The sequence below is a fragment of the Celeribacter arenosi genome, assembly GCF_039539485.1.
GTDB classification, from domain to species: domain Bacteria; phylum Pseudomonadota; class Alphaproteobacteria; order Rhodobacterales; family Rhodobacteraceae; genus Celeribacter; species Celeribacter arenosi.
The window spans coordinates 222143-242773 of the sequence record NZ_BAABDF010000001.1 but is presented as its reverse complement, the minus strand read 5'-3'; the positions used below and the strand labels follow the sequence as shown (position 1 = coordinate 242773).

18 protein-coding genes are annotated in these 20631 nt (G+C 60.8%); 2 read left to right on the top strand and 16 right to left on the bottom strand.

All coding sequences use genetic code 11. From position 1 onward, the window contains the following. The first annotated feature begins 60 nt into the window (after positions 1-60). Positions 61-1440, top strand: coding sequence for an FAD-binding oxidoreductase (locus ABD815_RS01255; protein WP_344842346.1), 1380 nt, complete (start codon positions 61-63; stop codon positions 1438-1440). 32 nt (positions 1441-1472) lie between these two features. Here the strand turns inward: ABD815_RS01255 and recN are convergent, their stop codons facing one another. The 14 genes from recN to ftsW form a co-directional block, all read right to left on the bottom strand. Further along, the gene (gene recN, locus ABD815_RS01250) at positions 1473-3125 is read right to left on the bottom strand and encodes a DNA repair protein RecN (RefSeq protein WP_344842344.1); all 1653 of its coding nucleotides are present in this window, start codon (positions 3123-3125) and stop codon (positions 1473-1475) included. Positions 3126-3141: 16 nt separating this feature from the next. After that, entirely contained in the window at positions 3142-3981 is an 840-nt protein-coding gene (locus ABD815_RS01245) for an outer membrane protein assembly factor BamD (RefSeq protein ID WP_344842341.1), read from the bottom strand. 128 nt (positions 3982-4109) lie between these two features. Then, entirely contained in the window at positions 4110-5045 is a 936-nt protein-coding gene (gene lpxC / locus ABD815_RS01240) for a UDP-3-O-acyl-N-acetylglucosamine deacetylase (RefSeq protein WP_344842338.1), read from the bottom strand. Positions 5046-5320: 275 nt separating this feature from the next. Further along, entirely contained in the window at positions 5321-6964 is a 1644-nt protein-coding gene (ftsZ, locus tag ABD815_RS01235) for a cell division protein FtsZ (RefSeq protein WP_344842335.1), read from the bottom strand. A gap of 369 nt (positions 6965-7333) precedes the next feature. Then, positions 7334-8665, bottom strand: a complete 1332-nt coding sequence (ftsA, locus tag ABD815_RS01230) for a cell division protein FtsA (RefSeq protein WP_344842332.1) — start codon at positions 8663-8665, stop codon at positions 7334-7336. Continuing rightward, positions 8662-9636, bottom strand: coding sequence for a cell division protein FtsQ/DivIB (locus ABD815_RS01225; protein WP_344842329.1), 975 nt, complete (start codon positions 9634-9636; stop codon positions 8662-8664). The genes ftsA and ABD815_RS01225 overlap by 4 nt, the downstream gene beginning before the upstream one ends. Continuing rightward, positions 9624-10541 carry a D-alanine--D-alanine ligase gene (locus ABD815_RS01220; RefSeq protein WP_344842327.1) on the bottom strand — a complete coding sequence of 306 codons (918 nt, stop codon included), beginning with the start codon at positions 10539-10541 and terminating at the stop codon, positions 9624-9626. The genes ABD815_RS01225 and ABD815_RS01220 overlap by 13 nt, the downstream gene beginning before the upstream one ends. 75 nt (positions 10542-10616) lie before the next feature. Further along, complete coding sequence (murB, locus tag ABD815_RS01215; protein ID WP_344842324.1) at positions 10617-11564, bottom strand: UDP-N-acetylmuramate dehydrogenase; 948 nt, start codon at positions 11562-11564, stop codon at positions 10617-10619. Further along, positions 11561-11821 (bottom strand): DUF2484 family protein, encoded by a 261-nt coding sequence (locus ABD815_RS01210; protein WP_344842322.1) that lies wholly within the window; start codon positions 11819-11821, stop codon positions 11561-11563. The genes murB and ABD815_RS01210 overlap by 4 nt, the downstream gene beginning before the upstream one ends. Before the next feature lie 12 nt (positions 11822-11833). Then, positions 11834-12079: a DUF2484 family protein gene (locus ABD815_RS01205; RefSeq protein ID WP_344842320.1), complete on the bottom strand. Its 246-nt coding sequence runs from the start codon at positions 12077-12079 to the stop codon at positions 11834-11836. Beyond that, complete coding sequence (locus tag ABD815_RS01200; RefSeq protein ID WP_344842318.1) at positions 12076-13266, bottom strand: APC family permease; 1191 nt, start codon at positions 13264-13266, stop codon at positions 12076-12078. The genes ABD815_RS01205 and ABD815_RS01200 overlap by 4 nt, the downstream gene beginning before the upstream one ends. 8 nt (positions 13267-13274) lie before the next feature. Next, on the bottom strand, positions 13275-14675 hold the full coding sequence (murC, locus tag ABD815_RS01195; protein ID WP_344842315.1) for a UDP-N-acetylmuramate--L-alanine ligase: 1401 nt from the start codon (positions 14673-14675) through the stop codon (positions 13275-13277). 31 nt (positions 14676-14706) lie between these two features. Then, a complete protein-coding gene (locus tag ABD815_RS01190) occupies positions 14707-15801 on the bottom strand; it encodes a UDP-N-acetylglucosamine--N-acetylmuramyl-(pentapeptide) pyrophosphoryl-undecaprenol N-acetylglucosamine transferase (protein WP_344842312.1) in 1095 nt (364 codons plus the stop codon). Further along, positions 15801-16967: a putative lipid II flippase FtsW gene (ftsW, locus tag ABD815_RS01185; protein ID WP_344842309.1), complete on the bottom strand. Its 1167-nt coding sequence runs from the start codon at positions 16965-16967 to the stop codon at positions 15801-15803. The genes ABD815_RS01190 and ftsW overlap by 1 nt, the downstream gene beginning before the upstream one ends. A 204-nt stretch (positions 16968-17171) precedes the next feature. Here ftsW and ABD815_RS01180 point away from each other — a divergent pair, with 204 nt between their 5' ends. Next, positions 17172-18104, top strand: coding sequence for an L-lactate dehydrogenase (locus ABD815_RS01180; protein ID WP_344842306.1), 933 nt, complete (start codon positions 17172-17174; stop codon positions 18102-18104). 4 nt (positions 18105-18108) lie between these two features. Here the strand turns inward: ABD815_RS01180 and murD are convergent, their stop codons facing one another. Together murD and mraY are read right to left on the bottom strand one after the other, a co-directional pair. Further along, on the bottom strand, positions 18109-19503 hold the full coding sequence (gene murD, locus ABD815_RS01175) for a UDP-N-acetylmuramoyl-L-alanine--D-glutamate ligase (RefSeq protein WP_344842303.1): 1395 nt from the start codon (positions 19501-19503) through the stop codon (positions 18109-18111). 42 nt (positions 19504-19545) lie between these two features. Beyond that, positions 19546-20628: a phospho-N-acetylmuramoyl-pentapeptide-transferase gene (gene mraY / locus ABD815_RS01170; protein ID WP_344842300.1), complete on the bottom strand. Its 1083-nt coding sequence runs from the start codon at positions 20626-20628 to the stop codon at positions 19546-19548. Positions 20629-20631 lie beyond the last annotated feature (3 nt).

Genomic DNA, 20631 nt, shown 5'->3' with positions numbered 1-20631 from the left:
TGTCGCTTTAGACTTTTTTAGCGAATGCCTATTGTCTCCTCGGCTTGCGGAGACCTGACGATGATAAACGACACCCTTTTTGCCGAGATTTCTTCTGTTCTAAAGGGTCGTCTGACGCGATCCAAGTCTGAACTCGATCTACATGGTCGCTCGGAGACGTGGTTTGCCCCTGCGCCGCCCAATGCGGTCGCCTATCCCGAAACGACCCAAGAGGTCGCCGCGATGGTGAAGCTGTGCCATGCACACGACATTCCTGTCATCGGCTATGGCGCGGGAACGTCGCTCGAAGGGCAAACATCCGCCATCCGTGGCGGGATCACGGTCGATTTCACGCGTATGAATAGCGTCATCTCGGTGAATGCCGAAGACATGGACGCGGTTGTTGGTCCCGGTGTGACGCGCGAACAGCTCAACATCGAATTGCGCGCCACTGGGTTGATGTTTCCCGTCGATCCCGGTGCGAATGCCTCGATCGGTGGCATGGCGATGACGCGGGCATCCGGCACCACCGCCGTGCGATACGGAACGATGCGCGACAATGTTCTCGGGGTGACGGCCGTGTTGGCCGATGGCACCGTGATCGAAACCGGCAGCCGTGCGCGCAAATCCTCGACCGGTTACGACCTGACCGGTCTTCTCGTCGGCTCCGAAGGCACGCTGGCCCTCGTCACCGAACTGCGCCTGCGTCTGCACGGGCAACCGGAGGCGGTCTCTGCCGCGACCTGCGCCTTTGATGACATCCGCACCGCGGTCGCCGCCGTCATCGACACCATCCAGATCGGCCTGCCTATTGCACGGATCGAGTTTCTCGATTCCGAAAGCGTGCGTGCCGTCAATCAATACGCGGGCGCTGATTTCCCGACAAAGCCGCACCTCTTCGTTGAATTCCACGGCTCACAATCCGGCGTCGCCGCGCAGGTCAAAACCTTTGGGGAAATCGTCTCCGACTTTGGCGCGACGGGATTTGAATTCGCCACCAAACCCGAAGACCGCACCGCCCTCTGGGCCATGCGACACAATGCGTTCTATGCCTGCCTCGCGCTCAAAAAGGGCTGCACATCGGTGGTCACCGACATCTGCGTCCCGATCTCGCGTCTGGCCGATGCGGTGGAAGAAACCGCCGCCGACATCGCTGCTTCGTCCATCGCGGGGCCAATCCTTGGGCATGTGGGGGACGGGAATTTCCACGCCATCCTCCTCATTGATCCCGATAGCCAATCCGACCTTGCGCAGGCAAAGGAACTGTCGCGAAAGATGGCAGTTCGCGCGCTCGAAATGGGCGGCACGGTAAGTGGCGAACACGGGATCGGAATGGGAAAGACGGGGTATATGGCGGCGGAACACGGCGCGGCATGGGACGTCATGGGGGCGCTGAAAGACGCTCTCGACCCGAAAAACCTGATGAACCCCGGCAAACTCGTCCCGCCGCGCGACAGCTAGACCGCACCCGCAGTTTGTCAGCCTGAAACGGTTTACCCCGCCAACAAAGCCCGCGCAGCCTCGCGCGCGGCGTCGGTTACTGTGTCGCCCGCGAGCATCCGCGCAATCTCGTCAATCCGCGCGCCCTCATCGAGCGGCGCGACCTCGGAGAGGGTTTGCCCGTCCTCAACACGCTTGGCCACGCGCCAGTGATGGCCTCCGCGTGCGGCAACCTGTGGGGAGTGGGTCACGACCAGAACCTGTCCTTCGTCCGCGAGCGCCTTCAATCGACGCCCGACCGCATCCGCCGTCGCACCGCCTACCCCACGGTCGATTTCGTCGAAAATCATCGTCACACCGCGTTGATCCCGCGTCAGGCAAACCTTGAGCGCGAGCAGGAAACGCGACAGCTCCCCACCGGAGGCAATTTTGCCCAGCGGCCCCGACGGCGCACCGGGGTTCGTCGCGACGGTAAAGGCCACGGTGTCGATGCCGGAGGGCCCTGCCTCCGCCGGTGTGATCTCGGTTGCAAAGACAGCGCGCTCCATTTTCAAAGGCGCCAATTCCGCCCCGACCGCCGCGTCGAGCGACTGAGACGCCACTTTGCGCGCCGCGCTGAGCGCTTCGGCAGAGCTGGCGTATTGTTTCTCGGCCTTCGCAACCGCCATTTCCAGCCGCGCCAGATCCGCCACGCTGTCATCAAGCGCGGTTAGTTTCATGCGCAGGTCGTCCGCAAAGGGGCCGAGATCGTCAGCCAGCACGTTGTGTTTGCGCGCGAGGCCGCGAATGGCGAACAACCGCTCTTCCACAGCCTCCAGTTCGTGCGGGTTAAACCGCAACGCCTCCAGACAGTCTTCGACCTGCGACTGCGCTTCGGAAATTTCGTTGAGCGCACGGCCCAATGTTTCAATCGCCTCGTCCAACCGACCCTCGGCGCGATCCGCCGCACCTTCGATCCATTTGAGCGCATCTGACAGCATGCCTTCGGCCCCGTCGTAGGACATCGCCTGATGGGCTTTGGCAACATCACCGGCAATCTTCTCTGCCGATTGCATCAACCGTCGCTCCGCGTCCAAACGCGCCTCGTCACCCGCCTGTGGCGAGAGCTCATCGAGCTCCCCGACCGCATGGCGCAAATACTCTTCTTCTGCTTTCAAGGCCGCCTGACGTTCGATCGCGCTCGCGTGGTCTTTTCGTGCCTGTGCAAGGGCGCGCCAATGCTCGCTAACTGTGGCGACCTGCGCCTCTAGCCCGCCAAAGGCATCCAGAAGCGCCCTGTGACCCCGCGCGTTCAACAACCCACGGTCGTCATGTTGCCCATGCAGCTCCACGAGCACATCGGAGAGGCGGCGCAATACATCGCCAGATACGCGACGGTCATTTACCCATGCGGTTTTGCGCCCATCGGCACTATTGACGCGCCGCAGGATCAATTCGCCGTCGTCGGTATCGATCCCCATTTCGGCCAGAACCGCCTCGGCGTCATGCCCGCGCGGCAGATCAAACACCGCCGTCACTTCGCCCTGCTCGGCCCCCGCACGCACAAGTTCAGCGCGCCCTCGCCACCCGAGGACAAACCCGAGGCTATCAAGAAGGATGGATTTACCGGCGCCGGTTTCGCCCGTGAGCACATTGAGACCCGGCGCAAAGTCGAGCGCGAGCCTGTCAATGATCAGCATGTCCCGGATGTCGAGACTTCTCAGCATGTCGCGCCTATTGTGCCTAGAGCCATTCGCCGCGGATCATCTGGCGATAGACCGCGCCCAGCCAGTTGTTGTCAAAGGCGCGGGCCTCAAGCCCCTGCCCCGTCAGCAATTTGTAGCTGTCTGCATACCATTCGGTCGATTGATAATTGTGGCCCAGAATGGCCCCCGCCGTCTGTGCCTCTTCGATGAGACCGAGGGACAGGTAGGACTCCACGAGCCGGTGCAGCGCCTCTGCCGTGTGACGCGTGGTCTGGAATTGTTCAACCACGACGCGGAACCGGTTTACGGCCGCCGTGTAGTGTTTGCGTTTGAGATAGTAGCGCCCGATCTCCATTTCCTTGCCCGCGAGGTGGTCGAAGGCGAGGTCGAATTTGAGGATCGAGGAGCGCGCGTATTCCGTGTCCGGATAGCGTTCGATCACCGTACGCAACGCCTGCAGCGCCTGAAATGTCAGACCCTGATCGCGGCCGACATCTTCGATCTGGTCGTAATAGGACAGCGCGAGAAGATACTGCGCGTAGGCCGCATCCTCGTCACCGGGATAAAAATCGAGGAACCGCTGCGCGGCCACGCGCGCGTTTTCGTAATCACGATCGCGGTGGTAGGAAAATGCCTGCATCACGAGGGCGCGCTTTGCCCAATCCGAATAGGGATAGAGACGCTCGACCTCGCCGAAATAGAATGCGGCATCGCCAAAATCACGTTGGCTGATTTCGAACTCGGCACGTTCATAGATGTCTTTTGCGGGATACCCTTCCAGATCACGATCCGGCGCTCTGTTTCCACAAGCTGCAAGGACGAGGAACGAAAGCCCAAGTACCCATTTTTTGCTGCCTCGTACGCGCGGTGCCGTCATGGAATTCTCTTACCCAACAGTCATTCTCGACCCTTTTGCACGGGTCGTGCGCAAAGGTCTAGCATAGAAAAATGGGGGGCAAAACGCCTTTGGGCGGGAAAGAACCCAGTCTCGCGCAATCGTGCCCGTCAGGCAGAAAGCGCCAGATCCGAACGGGTCACCCCTGCACCGGGCAACCGAGCCGCATCTGCGGCGTCAACGGTCACATAGGCCCATGCGCCAGGCGTCGCGAAAAGAGCGCGCAAAAGCTTGTTGGTCAGCGCGTGACCCGCCCTTTCACCGACATAACGGCCGAGGATCGGAGCCCCCGCCAGATACAGATCACCAAGGGCGTCGAGCATTTTGTGGCGCACAGGTTCGTCTGCGTGACGTAGGCCACCGGGGCTCAACACCGCATCGCCGTCAACCACCACCGCGTTTTCATAGGTCCCGCCGAGGGCGAGGCCGTTTTTCTGCATCGCGTCGACATCCGACTTTCGACAAAAGGTGCGGCAATCCATCAGTTCATGGACAAAGGCACCGTTGGCGAGCACGAGACGTTTGTCCTGCACACCGATCGCCGCATCTGTGAAATCAATGTGGAAATCAATTTCCATCGTATCCGCCGGTTCGAGACGCGCACGCGCTTCGCCGTGGCTGACCTCGACGGTTTTCAAAATCTTGAGCGCGCGTTGTGGCGCATCCTGATAGGCCAGACCCGCTTCGAGGAAGGCCGCGACAAAAGGTGCCGCCGAACCGTCCACAATCGGAACTTCCGGTCCATCGACCGAAATCGCCGCATTGGTCACACCGCAGCCTGCGAGAGCGGCCATGACATGTTCGACCGTCGACAGCGTAACACCGTCGGCGTTTTCCATAAGCGTGCACAAAGAGGAAGGTGTGACATGATCCCAGCGGGCCGGAATGATCGGGTCGCGCGCATCGGTCGGATCCGCCGCGATGTCGGCGCGCACAAACACGATACCGGAATTGGCAGGCGCCGGCCCAACGGTCATGCGAACAGCAGCACCGGAGTGGAGACCCACGCCGTCGAAAATTACCGGTTTGTTGATCGTGCGCTGCAAAATCAGGCCTCTGACGTTTCTTCTCCTAAACCGAACCACGGGATCGCGGGAGGGGTTAAGACTGGTTGATAGTGAGCTAACCACGACTGGCGCTACGCTCAACTCAATCTTTGTAACGCTTTGAAACATCTGCGCCCTGCCGAGGGCGGAGGATTGCCGAAAATTTCGCTGCGCTGCGGAAAGTATCTGAAAACAAAAGAAAAAGGCCGACTTGCGTCGGCCCTTTCTATTCGTGATCGCATAAAACCGTGACGGCGCGTCACGCCATGTTAGCGCTAGTTTGCCTGACGGCGCAAGAAGGCAGGAATTTCGATTTTCTCGTCTTCGGGGCTCATCATTTCTTCTTCCTCATAGGCCGGTTGGGACTGAGGACGGGCCACCTGAGGCTGCGGCTGAGGGCGTGCAGCGCCGGCATAACGGTTCTGTGCCGGAGCTTCTTCGCGGGGGGCCGCACCATCTGTGTGACCGGTCATGCGACCAATCAGGCTGTTGATGCCGAACCGACCCGGCTTCTGCTGTGCTTCGGGCGAAGGCTGAGCCGCCTGTTGCGGCGCCTGAGCCGGAGCTGCCGCGCCGGGGCGGCGTTGCACAGCGGCTTGAAGACGCGCGAGCGCTTCGGGTGTTGGCGTACCGGGTGCAGGACCGCGTGGGGCAACAAATGCATCTGCTTCTGGCTCGTGCATCATCGGCTGCTCAACGGGAGCGGGGCGCGCCTGATAGGCGGGTGGCGGAAGATCTTCTGCAGCGTCGAAATATTCTTCCTCGGCGGCTTCCTCCGCAACGACGGGATCGAACACGTCCAGCATCGGCTGTTTGGGCTCTGCATTCTCGATGGCTGCGGCGGATGCAATGGCGGCAGGTGCCTCGGCTTCGAGTTTGTCTTCCACGGCCTGTGGTGCCTGAAGCGGCTCGGACAGGCGACGGCGCGGAACGGGCACGTCACCAACGGATTGGTTCGCATCGATTCCGGTTGCAACAACGGAGACGCGCATCATGCCTTCCATCGAGGTGTCGAGCGTGGAGCCAACAATGATGTTCGCGTCTGGGTCGACTTCTTCGCGGATACGGTTTGCGGCTTCGTCGAGTTCGAAAAGCGTCAGGTCGTGACCGCCGGTGATGTTGATGAGAACACCTTTGGCGCCTTTGAGCGAGATCTCGTCGAGGAGCGGGTTGGCGATGGCTTTCTCAGCGGCCTGAACGGCGCGATCTTCGCCCTCGCTCTCGCCTGTGCCCATCATCGCTTTGCCCATTTCGTCCATAACGGCGCGAACATCGGCGAAATCGAGGTTGATGAGACCCGGACGGACCATGAGGTCGGTCACACCCTTCACACCTTGGTAAAGCACGTCATCGGCGAGCGAGAAGGCTTCGGTAAAGGTGGTTTTTTCATTGGCCAGACGGAACAGGTTCTGGTTGGGGATGATGATCAGCGTGTCGACCATTTTCTGGAGAGCTTCGACACCCTCCTCGGCCTGACGCATACGCTTTGCGCCCTCGAACTGGAACGGCTTGGTCACGACACCAACGGTGAGAACACCCAATTCACGGGCAGCCTGCGCGATGATCGGTGCCGCGCCGGTTCCTGTACCACCGCCCATGCCGGCAGTGATGAAACACATGTGCGCGCCTGCGAGGTGATCGACGATCTCTTCGATGGTCTCCTCGGCAGCCGCGGCACCAACGGAGGGGCGTGCACCGGCACCGAGACCTTCGGTGACCTTGACGCCCATCTGGATTTTCGCCGTAGCGCGCGAATTCTGCAGCGCCTGCGCATCGGTATTCGCGACCACAAAATCGACGCCCTCTAGGGACTTGTCGATCATATTGTTCACGGCGTTACCGCCCGCGCCACCAACACCAAATACCGTAATCTTCGGTTTCAACTCGTCCCGCTCGGGTAAGGTAAGATTCAAAGCCATGATCGTCCGCCTGATTTTGTTTTGGGCCGCGACTGACGGCCTATTACTGTCCCCACCCCGGATTCGGGGTTAACTTCACCTATTCTGTGAAAACCTAAGGGGTTTACGCCCTCACGTCACCCAAAAAACTTGGTCGATGCACAAAATGTGGTGCTACTTACGCCGTGTATCGGCGGTATTTTGCGCAAATACCAACATTTATGAGGCGAAGCGAAAGTGCGCACAACATAGCAGTCCAAAGAACTGGCGCGCGCGCACCGCGATGGGCGCCTCGAGATTTTCAACCTATGGGGGCACTGCTCGGTGCCTATTTACCTTTGGGGCGCTGAATCACCCTCTGTGGATAAGTCTACCAGCTCTTGTTCGTGCTTACCAGTTGTCCTTGAACCAACGCATCGCCCGTTTGAGAGATCGCGCGGGCATACGTTCGGTCGGCATCTCGAAATCCCACCACTCGTCCTGTGGATTGGCCGCAAACAGGCAAAGCCCGACCGCAGAGGCAAAGGCCGCGCCCGTCGCCGCCTGAGGCAGGCCCTGCACGCGCAGCGGACGTCCGATGCGGACCTGCTGGCCGAGGATTTTGGGCGCGAGAGTATCGAGACCGGGGATCTGGCTCGCGCCACCGGTCAGCACGATTTGCTGTGAGGGCAGATGTTCGAACCCTGCCGCATCGAGGCAGCTGCGCACGCCTTCGAGGATTTCTTCAACGCGGGGACGGATAATGCCGATCAACTCGGCGCGCGACACCGTGCGACGGTCTTTTTCCCAATCGCCACTGTCACCACCAACCTCGATCATCTCGCGGTCGTCCATGCCTGTCGCCACGACACCGCCGTAGAAAGTCTTGATCCGCTCGGCCGTTGCCATCGGGATTTGCAGGCCCATCGCGATATCGGAGGTGACGTGGTCGCCCCCCATCCGCACAGAGTCCGCGTGCACCATGTGCTTTTTGATAAAGATGGAGACATCCGTCGCCCCGCCACCCATATCCACACAGGCCGCGCCAAGTTCCTGTTCATCCTCAACAAGGGCGGAAATCCCCGCCACATAGGCACCCGACGCAAGACCCGCGACCTCGAGGTCACAGCGCTTGATCGCGTAGAGCAGGTTCTGGATCGTGCTGGTATCAACCGTGAGCATATGCATGTCGCAGGCAAGAGAATGCCCGATCTGACCGCGTGGATCGGCCAGACCGGAACGATGGTCGAGCGCAAAGTTCACCGGCTGCGCGTGCAGGACATCCCGACCGTTGCCGTATTCGGGGATATCGGAGGCGGCCAGAACGCGCGCGACATCCTGTTCGCTCACTGTATCGCCTTCGACATCGACTTTTCCGACCAATCCGTAGGAACGCGGACTGCCACCGGAGAAACAGGCGATGACGTGATCGACACGGGTCTGGGCCATTTTCTGCGCGGCCTGAACCGCTGTGCGAATGGCGCGTTCGGTTTCCGCCATAGCGTCGATTTCGCCAAACCGCACGCCACGCGAACGCGTGGTCGCCGCACCGATAACACGAAAAGCGGACTGACCGGCCAAGGCCCCGACCCCATCGCCACCATCGAAACTGTCGCTGTCAAAGCGCAGCACGAGGCAAGCGATTTTGGAAGTTCCGACGTCCAGAATGGCCACGACGCCGCGCTGGATTGCCGCTTTGCGCATATTGCGCATCGCGCGCTGGGTTCCGTAAAGATCCGTCATTGCATTGATACTCCGCGTTCTAGACCTTTGATCCGTTGCATGTCCGCTTGTGCCTCTGGGTTCAGCCGTAGCGTCGGGCGCTCCGGGTTGCGCATGTCGACGGCCCGCACATCACGGGCCAAAAGTTCCTTTGCGCTCTCGAGCGCAATCACCTGCGCCAATGCGGCGGCAGGCGCCGTTTCCGGCAATTGAATAATCTGGTCGCGATCCAGAACCATGTCCCAGCGCCGCTCTCCAACCCGAACGAGCCCGCGCACACGGGACAGGATCGGGCGGGCAGCCGTGATGAGCGAAAGCGCCTCGCCGACGTAGCGATCCGCCCCGACACCCGCAATCAACGGCAGGTCTTGGCGATCTTGGCGCATATCCAATGCCGAAACGCGATGTCCGGCAGGATCGAGCAGTTCGAGCCCATGGGGCCCACGCCACACGACCGCGGGCACACGCTCGGTGATATCCACCTGCAAAATACCCCCTGCCCGCACACGCAGATGCGCCTGCGAAACTGCATCCAGACTCTCGATTTGTTCGAGCATGCCCGGAAGGTCCAGATCAAAGGAGGACAATGGGAAATCAATTGGCACAACTTCGCGAATGTCGTGGGAAAGCTCCTCAGAAGCGCCATCAATAGCCATGAGTTTGACCATGAATTCGGGACGGTTCTGAACCTCGCCCTTCACCTGCATGTAGGTGTCGGTGATGGCGCGGCGGTTTTCCTCGACCGAGAAATACGCACCCGCTACGGCTGCAACCACCAGAACGGGGGCGACGCGGCGCAGGAAAAAACGGAAAGACGGGGTGAGCCACAGACGGCTCATCCGGTAGGCAACCCGCGATGGCGCAGGGTCGCGACGGGGCGACGCCGAGGAAGACGTGCGCGCCCGCAACGCACGCGCTACCGCTTCGGAGACACGCGCCGATCCACCCGGTGCGGGGGCTGCGACAAACTGATCGTGGTCTACCGGTCGCATGAAGCATCCTCCACCATCCAGGCCACGAAGGCACCAAAGCTCATGCCTTCCGCCTGTGCCTGTTCGGGCGACAGCGACGTCGGGGTCATGCCCGGCTGGGTATTGGTCTCTAGTAGAATGATCCCATCGACACCCTTTGCCTCATCCCACCGGAAATCGGTGCGCGTCACACCGCGACACCCGAGCGCCGCATGTGCGCGAAGTGCGTATTCCTGACAGGCGGCGGTAATGTCGGCTGGCAACTCGGCGGGGCACACGTGGCGCGATCCACCCGCGACATATTTCGCGTCGTAGTCATACCAGCCATCGGTAAGAATATCGGTCACACAGAGCGCGCGATCCCCCATCACGGTGCAGGTCAACTCGCGACCGGGGGCAAATTGTTCCACCATAACCGTCTGCGGCATGTCCTGCGCCAGACGCGGTGCGTTGGAGCCTTCGTGAACGATGTAGACACCGACCGAGGAGCCTTCATTGTAGGGCTTTACGACATAGGGAGGCGCCATGACATGGGCGGCCTCGACCGCGTCGCGATGCGCCAGAACGCTGTGGGCAATTGGGAGACCAACAAGCGCATAGACCTCTTTGGTCTTTTCTTTGTCCATGGCGAGTGCGGATGCGAGCACACCGGAATGCGTGTAGGGAATGCGCAGCCATTCGAGAACGCCCTGAATGCAGCCATCTTCGCCCCAACGGCCATGCAGCGCGTTGAAAACGACGTCCGGTTTCACGTCAAGCAAACGGGCCGCGATATCCGCGCCCGCGTCGATCTCGACAACTTCAAATCCTTCGCCCCGTAGCGCGGCGGCGCATTCACGACCGGAGGACAGAGACACTTCGCGCTCAGCCGAAGGTCCGCCCAATATTACCGCAACTTTCGGGGACTGCCTGCTCGACATGCCCACCAGTGCCTCAATTCCAGAGCCTTATATCTGGCCCCTTTAAACGCCTCCGTTTTCGAAGTGCGCTAATTTTCACGTTTATCCGGCGAGGCCGTCGAGGATCGGATCCCCGTCGAACGCACCGACGCGTTTGATTTCCCATTGTAACCGGATGCCGGCGTTTTGGAACACCTTTTTTCGCACTGTCTCGCCCAAAAGTTCGAGATCATGCGCGCTGGCCCCGCCGGTGTTGATCATGAAGTTGGAATGCTTCTCGCTCATCTGCGCGCCGCCGATGGAAAACCCGCGCAGACCTGCGTCATCAATCACCTTCCACGCTTTCAGATCATGCACGTCATCGGCCCGTCCGGTGGATGAAAATCCCGCCGGATTGCGAAAGGTCGATCCTGCACTGCGGTCCTTCACCGGCTGGGTCGCGTCGCGCTTGGCGAGCTGGTCCTCCATCCGTGCGGCCAGTTCTTCGGGGTCGCCCTGCACCGCCTCGAAGGTGGCCTCGATCAGGACCCACCCTTCGGGCAGATCGCTCTGGCGATACTGGAATTTCAGATCCGCCGTGCTGAGTGTGACCAACTCCCCTGCCCGCGTGACCGCGCGGCCTTCAACGAAATGATCGGCAACATAGGAGCCGTAGCAGCCTGCATTCATGCAAACCGCGCCGCCAATGGCCCCGGGAATAGTGCGCAGGAACGTCAGATCGAGCCCCTCTGCCGCCGCTTTGCGCGCCACATGCGCATCCAATGCCGCAGCGCCCGCAATCACGCGCGTGCCATCAAACGAAATCCCGTTGAACCCGCGCCCAAGCCGGACCACCACCGCGTCCAGACCTCCATCACGAACGATCAGGTTTGACCCCACGCCCATCGGAAAAACGGACACGTCATCGGGAAGGGCGGCGAGAAAACTTTGCAGGTCCGCGACATCCGCTGGTTGGAACAACGCGCGCGCTGGCCCACCCACGCGCAACCACGTTAGATCGGCAAGCGGGCGGTTTTCGCTCAGTGTCCCACGGACAGCAGGGTAGTTCATTCAGCGGGGCCTTTCGTGACCAATCGTTTTATCCATCGGCCGAAATAGAGCACCGGCCAACGCAGGATCGACACACCGGCCGCGAGAACCAATAGCCCAATCCATGGGCCGTTTTCATAAGTGACATAGCCCAGAAGAGGAACCCCCAGCGCGATGAGCCCATAGGCCTGCGGCCAGTGCAGCTTTTTCGACGGCGTCATCGCAATGACATTGGCCGCGATGACCCAGACACATGCGAGAATTAATGATGTCGGCATGGGTATTCCCCTTTAGTCACCGCGCTTTTGCGCAAAGATTTTGCCCGCCACATGGGCCAGCGGCTTTCGAAACAGCGATCCGACCGCGATGCAGCAAATCACAACAGGCAATGCCCCCGCTTCGCGCCCGAGCCACACCAATAGCGGCAGCAGTGTGAGGAGCAAAATTGACCCCGGGATTTTCTGATAGCGGATCGGCAAGGGTGCCAGAGCCATCGTGGCCAAGGCCCAAAGGCATAGCGCAAGATAGGGCGTCATCCGCTAACCCCGCCAAATGCGACCGTCGCGAGGGCAGCCAAGGCGAAAACCAACCCCACGACCGGCACCCAGGTCGGTGTGCGAAATGGTGCTTTGGGCGTGCGCGCCTTGATGCGGATCAGGCTGAAATTAACGAGTACAAAGACGATAAGCAGCAGAACCGACGTCACCCCTGCCAGTTCCGCGACCGGCAGCAGCAACGCAGCTGTCAAAACCATCGCGCCGACCAAGAGCGTCGCGCGCACAGGCGTGCCGAAACGGGGGTGGGCATGGTGAAAGCCGGAGAAAATGCCCGCGCGGCGCCCCATCCCGAAAAGCACCCGTGCGGCCATGATGACCTGAGCCAGCACACCGTTGAGCGCGGCGACCACCGCGATCGAGGAAAGCAGCGCAACCGGCCCGCCGCCCGCCTCGAACACCAGTGCCAGCGGCATCTCCGATCCGGCCAGCGCATCGAGCGGCACAGAGCGAACGGCGGCAACCGTGACGACCGCGTACAGACCTGTGGTGATCAACAGCGCGGCGATGATTGAAATCGGCATTGTGCGTTCGGGGCGGCGGGTTTCCTCCGCCAAGTTCACAATGTCTTCGAACCCGATAAAGGCATAAAACGCCAGCGTCGCAGCGATCCCGATCCCGCCCCAATAGGGCGCAGCCTGCACAGCCCAATCGGGGGACACAGGCGCCGACCACCCTGCCCAGACGACCATGGTCAGTCCGACTACTTCGATCACCGTGAAAACGGCCGCCAATGCCAGACTTTCGAGAACACCGATAATCGCGACCGCGATCAGAAAGGCCCAGATCACGAGAATAGCGACGTTCAAAGGCACGTCGACGACGCTCGTGAGATATCCCGCCCCGCCCCGCAAAACCGCCGCCGCAGACACCGCACCGGCCAGAACAATCGTTACACCGACGAACTGGGCCAAAGCGCGCGACCCGAATCCGGCCTCGACATAGGCGGCCTCACCGGCGGCTTCGGGAATGCGGGTGGATAGTTCGGCGTAGGATAGCGCCGAGGGCGCGGCGATCAAACCGGCGATCAAAAAGGCCAGCGGCGCATAGAGCCCCGCCTGAGCAGCAACTGCACCGACAAGAACGTAGATCCCCGCCCCGACCATCACGCCCACGCCGTAAGCGGTCAAAAGGACCGGACCAATGCGTCGTTTCAGATGGTCGGACATGCGCGTGCCTATCCTTTCGCGAGCCGCTCCGGCAGATTATGCGCCCAGGTCGAAATCGTCCCCGCCCCGAGGCACACCACCATGTCACCATCGCGCGCCTGTTCACGCACGAGGCGTTCGAGATCGTCTTCGGAATTGACCGCACGTGCATGGCGGTGACCATGGCGGATCAGACCCGCCACGAGATCATCGCGCATCGCCCCTTCGATGGGCTCTTCGCCCGCCGCATAGACTTCGGCAATCCCGACCACATCGGCTTCGTTAAAGCAGGTACAGAAATCATCAAACAATGTGTGCAGGCGCGAATAGCGGTGGGGTTGGTGCACCGCAATGACGCGCCCTTCCGTGGACTGGCGCGCCGCCTTCAACACGGCGGCAATTTCCACAGGGTGATGGCCGTAGTCGTCGATGATGGTTACACCGTTGACCTCGGCTACTTTCGTAAACCGGCGGTTCACGCCGCCGAAATTCGCCAAGGCCTCTTTGATTTCCGCCGCTTTCATGCCGAGATGACGGGCCACGGCGACCGCGGCCAATGCGTTGGACACGTTGTGATCACCGGGCATCGGGAGGCTGCAATCCTCGATCACCATGTCTTCCGAAGCGAGTGCGATGTCGAAATGCGCGACACCCTTTTTATAGGTCAGGTTGACCGCACGCACATCCGCCTGCGCATTGAACCCGTAGGTTACAACGCGGCGGTCGGTGATTTTGCCCACGAGGCTTTGAACCTCGGGATGATCCGTGCAGCACACGGCCAGACCGTAGAAGGGAATGCCCGAAACAAAGTCCAGAAACCCCTGACGCAGGTTTTCGATGGTGCCCCAATGTTCCATGTGTTCGGGGTCGATATTGGTGACAATCGCAATGGTCGCGGGCAGGCGGTTAAACGTGCCGTCGCTTTCGTCGGCCTCCACAACCATCCAGTCGCTGGCACCCACGCGGGCGTTGGACCCATAGGCGTGAATGATGCCGCCATTGATCACGGTCGGATCGATCCCGCCCTGATCCAGAAGAGCGGCCACCATGGTCGTGGTCGTGGTTTTGCCATGCGTTCCGGCAACCGCGATGTTGGATTTCAACCGCATCAACTCGGCGAGCATTTCGGCGCGACGCACCACCGGCAAACCCGTCAGACGCGCCGCGTCGAGTTCGGGGTTGCCCGGTTTGATCGCCGAGGAAATCACCACGACCTCGGCCCCCTCGAGGTTCTCGGCCCGCTGACCTTCATAAATCACCGCCCCGAGTTCTTTCAGCCGGTCGGTAATCTTGGACGCCTTCAAATCAGAGCCCTGCACGCGGTAGCCGTGGTTGAGCAGCACTTCGGCGATGCCTGACATGCCGATTCCGCCGATGCCAACGAAATGGATGGCGCCGATTTCGGTGGGGAGTTTGGTGGCTGCGTTCATTGTTTTATTCTTTCTTATAGACTCGTATCGGTCACGGTTTTTCGCGCGCGGCAAGTGTTTCAACCAGCGCTGCGAGCTCCTGTGCCGCTTCGGGTTTGCTCACCGATAGGGCGGCGTGGGCCATGTGCACGGCCCCGCTCACATTGCCAAGAACCAACTCGATTTGCTCGGCAAGACTTTGCGCAGTCAATTTGCTCTCCGGAATGAGGATCGCAGCACCTGCCTCGACCAACCCGCGCGCATTTGCGGTCTGGTGATCGGCGGTCGCCGCCGCAAAGGGCACAAAAATCGCCGGTCTCCCGATGACCGAAACATCCGCAACAGTGGACGCGCCGGAGCGTGCGATTACCAGTTGGCACTCGCTCATCCGTTTGGGCACATCATCAAAGAAGGTGCGCACGTCTGCGCCAATGCCCTCCGCGTCATAGGCCGCTTCGACACGTTCGACGTCCTCGGGGCGGGCCTGTTGGGCCACGCGCAGATGGCATCTGAGATCGTCGGTGAGGGCCGCAATGGCCGCAGGCACGACGTCGGAAGTAATGCGTGCACCCTGAGATCCGCCCAGCACGAGGATCGACATCGGGTAATCGCCGGGCGGAATGTATGGAGCACCTGCCTTGTCGCCGATTGAGGCGCGCACGGGATTGCCGACATGCACACCTTCGATCCCGTCCGGAAGTTTGGTCGGCCACGTCCCACAGGCCACCACATCAACACGCTTGGCAAAGATCGCATTCACGCGACCGAGCACGCCGTTTTGTTCGTGGATCATGCGCGGCAGCTTCAACAGCGTGGCGGCCGCGACGGCAGGAATGGCCGGATAGCCGCCAAAGCCCACCACAACCGACGGGCGGTCTTTGCGAAACTTGCGCAGCGCCGACATGACGCCGCCGAGAATTTTGAAGGGAACACCCGCCTTGGCCATGATGCCGCCACGCGCAAAGGTGGCGGAGGTCAGGACATCGATTTCGACGGCCTCGGGGAACCCGCCGGTGTAACGCGCCCCGCGCTCATCGGTAGATAGCTTTACCCGCCACCCACGCGCCAACATGACCTCGGCCAGAGATTGCGCCGGGAACATGTGCCCGCCGGTGCCACCCGCCGCGATGACCAACAGAGGTGCCATTAGCGCCCCCGCCGGATCAGAACGTCGCCAATCTCACCCTGTGGCCGCGTGCGCGTGAACGCCAATAGCGCGCCGAGCGCGATGCCCGACGCAATGACGGAAGAACCGCCGTAGGACACAAATGGCAACGTCATCCCTTTGGCGGGCAACAAACGCACCGCTACGCCCATGTTGATGAACGCCTGAATGCCAAAGGCACAGGCCAGCCCCGTCCCCGCCAGACGAATGAACGGATCACGTTCACGCATCAGCCGCCACAGCGAGCGCACGCAAATCGTGGCGTAAAGCGCGATGATGATGAACACGAGGATTAGCCCGTATTCTTCCGCGGCGACCGCGATGATAAAGTCTGTATGCGCATCAGGCAGGGACCACTTGACCGTCCCCTCGCCCACGCCGACGCCAAAGAGACCTCCCTCGCGGATCGCATTCGTCGCGTAACCAATCTGCGTGGTCGGATCGATGTCGGGGTTGAGAAAGCCGTCGATGCGGCGCGCAAAGTGTTCGGAGTTTTCATAGGCGAACATTCCCGCTGCCACCACCACACCGGCAATCGCGATCAGCAAAAGCATCGGTGCACCGGCCACGAAATACATCACGCCCCACGCAAAAAGCACCAAAGACGCCTGCCCGAAGTCCGGCTGCAGAGCGAGCAGCATGACCACCACAATGGCGATAAAGAAGGAATAGAGCCGGCCCGGCGGCCCACCGATTTCCTGTGACGCGGCCATGAGCCACGCGGCGGTGACGACAAATGCGGGTTTAAGAAACTCGGAGGGCTGAACGGAGCCAAAACCCATGGAATACCACCGCACAGCACCCTTACCGAAGTCAGTACCAAAGAACGGCAAAAGCGCGAGCGCGATGAACGCCCCACCAAAGCCCAAAACCCCGAGGCGACGCACTTTGGCAGGGTCCATCATGGTCACCATGACCATAATGGCGAGCGCGACAGAGCCGAAAAAGGCCTGTCTCTGGACATAAAAGAAGTCGCCGAAATTGTTTTTCTGCGCCAACGGCGGCGAAGCCGCGAGGCCGAGCAAGAGCCCGATCCCGAAAAGCGCAAAGACGCATGTGAGCGTCCATTTATCGATCGTCCGCCACCAACGGGGAAGAACCGGCTCGCCCACTTGATCGCGGACGGACCCATAGACCATTTCTGTCATGACACCGCCTACTGCCTCATCGTCGCCCGCTTTTGGCGCGGGTCTATCCCCAAAGAGTAACGGCTTTTTGTGTCCAAGGCTACTACGGATTTACATGCCCGCCCGCCTGACATTCACTGTGTTGAATTGATCGGGGTCATGGATTTCACAAGCCATGCTGATATGGTGGCGCTAACGTCACGCGAACGCGACAGGAGACATCACATGAAAATCGGCATCGTCGGCGCAGGAATGGTCGGATCGGCAGCAGGGTATGCGATCGCCCTCAAAGGCTCTGCGAGCCAAATCGTCTTTGTCGATTACAACAGCGATCTCGCCCGCGCGCAGGCCCAAGACATCGCCCATGCCGTCCCCTTTGCCTCCTCTACGGTCGTGACCGCTGGCGATTACGACATGCTGAAAGGTGCGGGCATCGTGATCCTCGCAGCCGGCGTCGGGCAAAAACCGGGCGAAAGCCGTTTGCAATTGCTGGCCCGCAACGCCGATGTATTCCGCCAAATCATCGGTAAGGTCCTCAGCGCAGCCCCCGATGCAGTGCTGATCGTGGCCACCAACCCCGTCGACATCATGACCCAGATCGCAACCCGTCTGTCGGGTCTCGATCCGGCGCGGGTAGTCGGCTCTGGCACCATCCTCGACACTGCGCGTTTCCGCTATCTCATCGGCGTGCATCTGGGCATCGCCCCGCAGTCCGTGCACGCCTATGTGCTCGGCGAGCACGGCGACAGCGAAGTTCTCGCATGGTCGTCTGCGCGCGCAGGCGCCCTGTCGGTCAAGGAATTCGCAGCCCAGATGAAATCGCCGCTAACCGAAAATGTGAAAGCGAAAATCGACGACGGCGTGCGCAATGCCGCCTATACGATCATCAACGGAAAAGGTGCGACGTGGTATGGCATCGGCGCGGGCCTCGAACGTCTGGTGCGCGCCATTTCGCGCGATGAGCAAACCGTGCAATCCGTCTCCATCGTCACGCCAAAAGTCGAAGGCGTCCACGATGTTGCCTTGTCGATCCCGCGCATTGTCGGCGCGACGGGTGTGGTCGCGGACCTCTTCCCCGAACTCGATGACGCAGAACACGATGCGCTCGGGGCCTCCGCGCGCCTGCTGAAATCGACCCTCGACGCACTCGACTACTAAAGCGTCAGAGCAACGCCTCGACCTGCGCGGTGAAGTCCTCGCCGCGCTTTTCAAAGTTTGGATACTGGTCGAACGATGCTGCCGCAGGCGCGAGGAGAACGGTATCTCCCGCTTCGGCCTCGGCCGCCGCCTTGGCCACCGCGACCTCCATGGTTTCGCAAATCTCATAAGGCGTATCGCCCAACTGAAGGGCGAAATCGCGCGCGGAAAACCCGATCAGATAGGCCTTTGCCACCGCCCCCAAATGCGGCGCGAGGTCGGATATTCCGCCGTCTTTCCCCAACCCGCCCGCAATCCAGCGAATGCGCGGGAATGCCTGCAATGCTTTGGCTGCCGCATCGACATTCGTGGCCTTGGAGTCATTGACGAACCGCACACCGTCTTTTTCGCCTACCAACTGGGACCGGTGCGGCAGCCCTTTGAAGGACGCCAGCGCCGTCTCGATTTGACGCGGTCCGAGGTTTAGCGCACGCGCCGCGCTGTAGGCTGCACAGGCGTTCTGGTGGTTGTGGGCACCGGGCAACCCGTCCATGGCACGCAGATCAATCGACACAGATTGGCGACCCTTGCGCCACTCCGACAGGAACCCTTTGCGCGCAAACACGCTCCACCCGTGAACGAGCTTCTGGCCCGCTGAAATCCGGATGAGGCGACTGTCCTCCAGCCCCTCGACCAACTGGTTGGCGAGATAGCGCCCCTCGGGTTCATCCACGCCGATCACGCAGCGATCCGGTCCGCCTTCGGCGAACAGGCGCCGTTTGGCGGCGAAATACCCGCCCATGCCGCCATGGCGGTCGAGGTGATCGGGCGAAAGATTGGTGAAAACCGCCACATCCGGCGTGAGCGAACGCGCCAGATCGGTCTGATAGCTCGACAGCTCTAACACAATCACCTCGCCATCATGGGGCGGTTCGATATCGAGAACACCACGCCCGATGTTACCCGCCAACTGGCTAGGAACACCGACCTCGCTAAAGATGTGATGGATGAGCGCCGCCGTGGTGGATTTCCCGTTCGACCCCGTCACCGCAATTACGCGGGGCGGCGTGTCATGGTCCATCCAGTCCCCCTGCCCGAGCGAGCGGAAAAACAGACCGATGTCGTTATCGACCGGCACACCTGCCTCCCAGGCGGCGGCGATCACACGGTTCGGTTCGGGGTAGAGATGGGGAATACCCGGACTAACGACGAGACAGGCGACACTATCAAATGCCCCCGCGCGGGTCAGGTCATGGATCGTGAAACCCTCGGCTGCGGCGCGATCACGGGCCTCCACGCTATCGTCCCAACACAGCGCCTCGGCACCGCCGGCGACCAAACTGCGCGCCGCCGAAATACCGGAACGCCCGAGCCCGAGCACTGCAACCTTACGACCTTCGTAGCCCACAACCGGGATCATGGCGCGCGCCTCTCTTTTGTTACGTTCGAAAAACCGCGCCGCCTAGCGCAGCTTCAATGTCGCAAGGCCGACCAGCGCGAGCACCAGCGAAATGATCCAGAAACGGATCACGATGGTCGGCTCGGACCAGCCCTTTTTCTCATAATGGTGATGGATCGGCGCCATGAGGAAAACGCGTTTGCCTGTGCGTTTGAAATAGAGCACCTGAATAATAACGGACAGCGCCTCGACCACGAACAACCCGCCGACAATGGCCAGAACAATCTCGTGCTTTGTGGCCACTGCAATTGCGCCGAGCGCACCACCCAATGCCAGCGATCCGGTATCGCCCATAAACACCGCAGCGGGCGGCGCGTTAAACCACAAAAACCCCAATCCCCCGCCGATCAGCGCCGCCGTAAACACGAGGATCTCCCCCGTGCCGGGCACGTAATGCAGGCCGAGATAGTCGGTAAAGTCGACGCGGCCCACGACATAGGCAATCGCACCTAGCGTCCCTGCCGCGATCATCACAGGCATAATCGCCAACCCGTCCAACCCGTCCGTGAGGTTAACCGCATTCGCGGCCCCCACGATCACGATCATCGCGAAGGGCACGAAGAAGAACGACAGATTGAGCAACACGTCTTTGAAAATCGGCAATGCGAGGCGGTTCACCAATTCGTCGGGGTGCACCGAAGAGGCCCAAATGGCCGCGATGGCCGCAATCAGGAACCCCAAAAGGAGACGCACGCGCGACGACACGCCTTTGGTATTCGCCTTGGACACTTTCGCATAGTCATCGGCAAAACCGATAGCGCCATAAGACAGGGTGACGAAGATCACGATCCACACATAGGGGTTATCCAGACGCGCCCAGAGCAGCGTCGAGGCCATCAGTGTCACGAGGATCAATAGCCCGCCCATAGTCGGCGTCCCCGCCTTCACGAAATGGCTTTCGGGACCGTCATCACGGATCGGCTGTCCTTTGCCCTGACGGCGGCGCAGCATGTCGATCAACGGACGACCAAACACCATCGCGAGAATGAGCGATGTGAAAAACGCCCCACCCGAACGCATGGTGATGTAGCGAAACAGGTTAAAGAAGTCCCCGCCATCCGACAATTCCGTCAACCAGTAGAGCATACT

Coding starts and splice junctions, on each gene's coding strand:
- murC (WP_344842315.1), bottom strand. CDS start 14,675: ATGAACGCAGCCACCAAACTCCCCACCGAAATCGGCGCCATCCATTTC.
- ABD815_RS01225 (WP_344842329.1), bottom strand. CDS start 9,636: ATGCGACCGGTAGACCACGATCAGTTTGTCGCAGCCCCCGCACCGGGT.
- ABD815_RS01200 (WP_344842318.1), bottom strand. CDS start 13,266: ATGTCCGACCATCTGAAACGACGCATTGGTCCGGTCCTTTTGACCGCT.
- ABD815_RS01210 (WP_344842322.1), bottom strand. CDS start 11,821: ATGCCGACATCATTAATTCTCGCATGTGTCTGGGTCATCGCGGCCAAT.
- murB (WP_344842324.1), bottom strand. CDS start 11,564: ATGAACTACCCTGCTGTCCGTGGGACACTGAGCGAAAACCGCCCGCTT.
- recN (WP_344842344.1), bottom strand. CDS start 3,125: ATGCTGAGAAGTCTCGACATCCGGGACATGCTGATCATTGACAGGCTC.
- ABD815_RS01245 (WP_344842341.1), bottom strand. CDS start 3,981: ATGACGGCACCGCGCGTACGAGGCAGCAAAAAATGGGTACTTGGGCTT.
- ftsA (WP_344842332.1), bottom strand. CDS start 8,665: ATGACGGATCTTTACGGAACCCAGCGCGCGATGCGCAATATGCGCAAA.
- ABD815_RS01190 (WP_344842312.1), bottom strand. CDS start 15,801: ATGGCACCTCTGTTGGTCATCGCGGCGGGTGGCACCGGCGGGCACATG.
- ftsZ (WP_344842335.1), bottom strand. CDS start 6,964: ATGGCTTTGAATCTTACCTTACCCGAGCGGGACGAGTTGAAACCGAAG.
- ABD815_RS01180 (WP_344842306.1), top strand. CDS start 17,172: ATGAAAATCGGCATCGTCGGCGCAGGAATGGTCGGATCGGCAGCAGGG.
- ftsW (WP_344842309.1), bottom strand. CDS start 16,967: ATGACAGAAATGGTCTATGGGTCCGTCCGCGATCAAGTGGGCGAGCCG.
- murD (WP_344842303.1), bottom strand. CDS start 19,503: ATGATCCCGGTTGTGGGCTACGAAGGTCGTAAGGTTGCAGTGCTCGGG.
- ABD815_RS01255 (WP_344842346.1), top strand. CDS start 61: ATGATAAACGACACCCTTTTTGCCGAGATTTCTTCTGTTCTAAAGGGT.
- ABD815_RS01205 (WP_344842320.1), bottom strand. CDS start 12,079: ATGACGCCCTATCTTGCGCTATGCCTTTGGGCCTTGGCCACGATGGCT.
- mraY (WP_344842300.1), bottom strand. CDS start 20,628: ATGCTCTACTGGTTGACGGAATTGTCGGATGGCGGGGACTTCTTTAAC.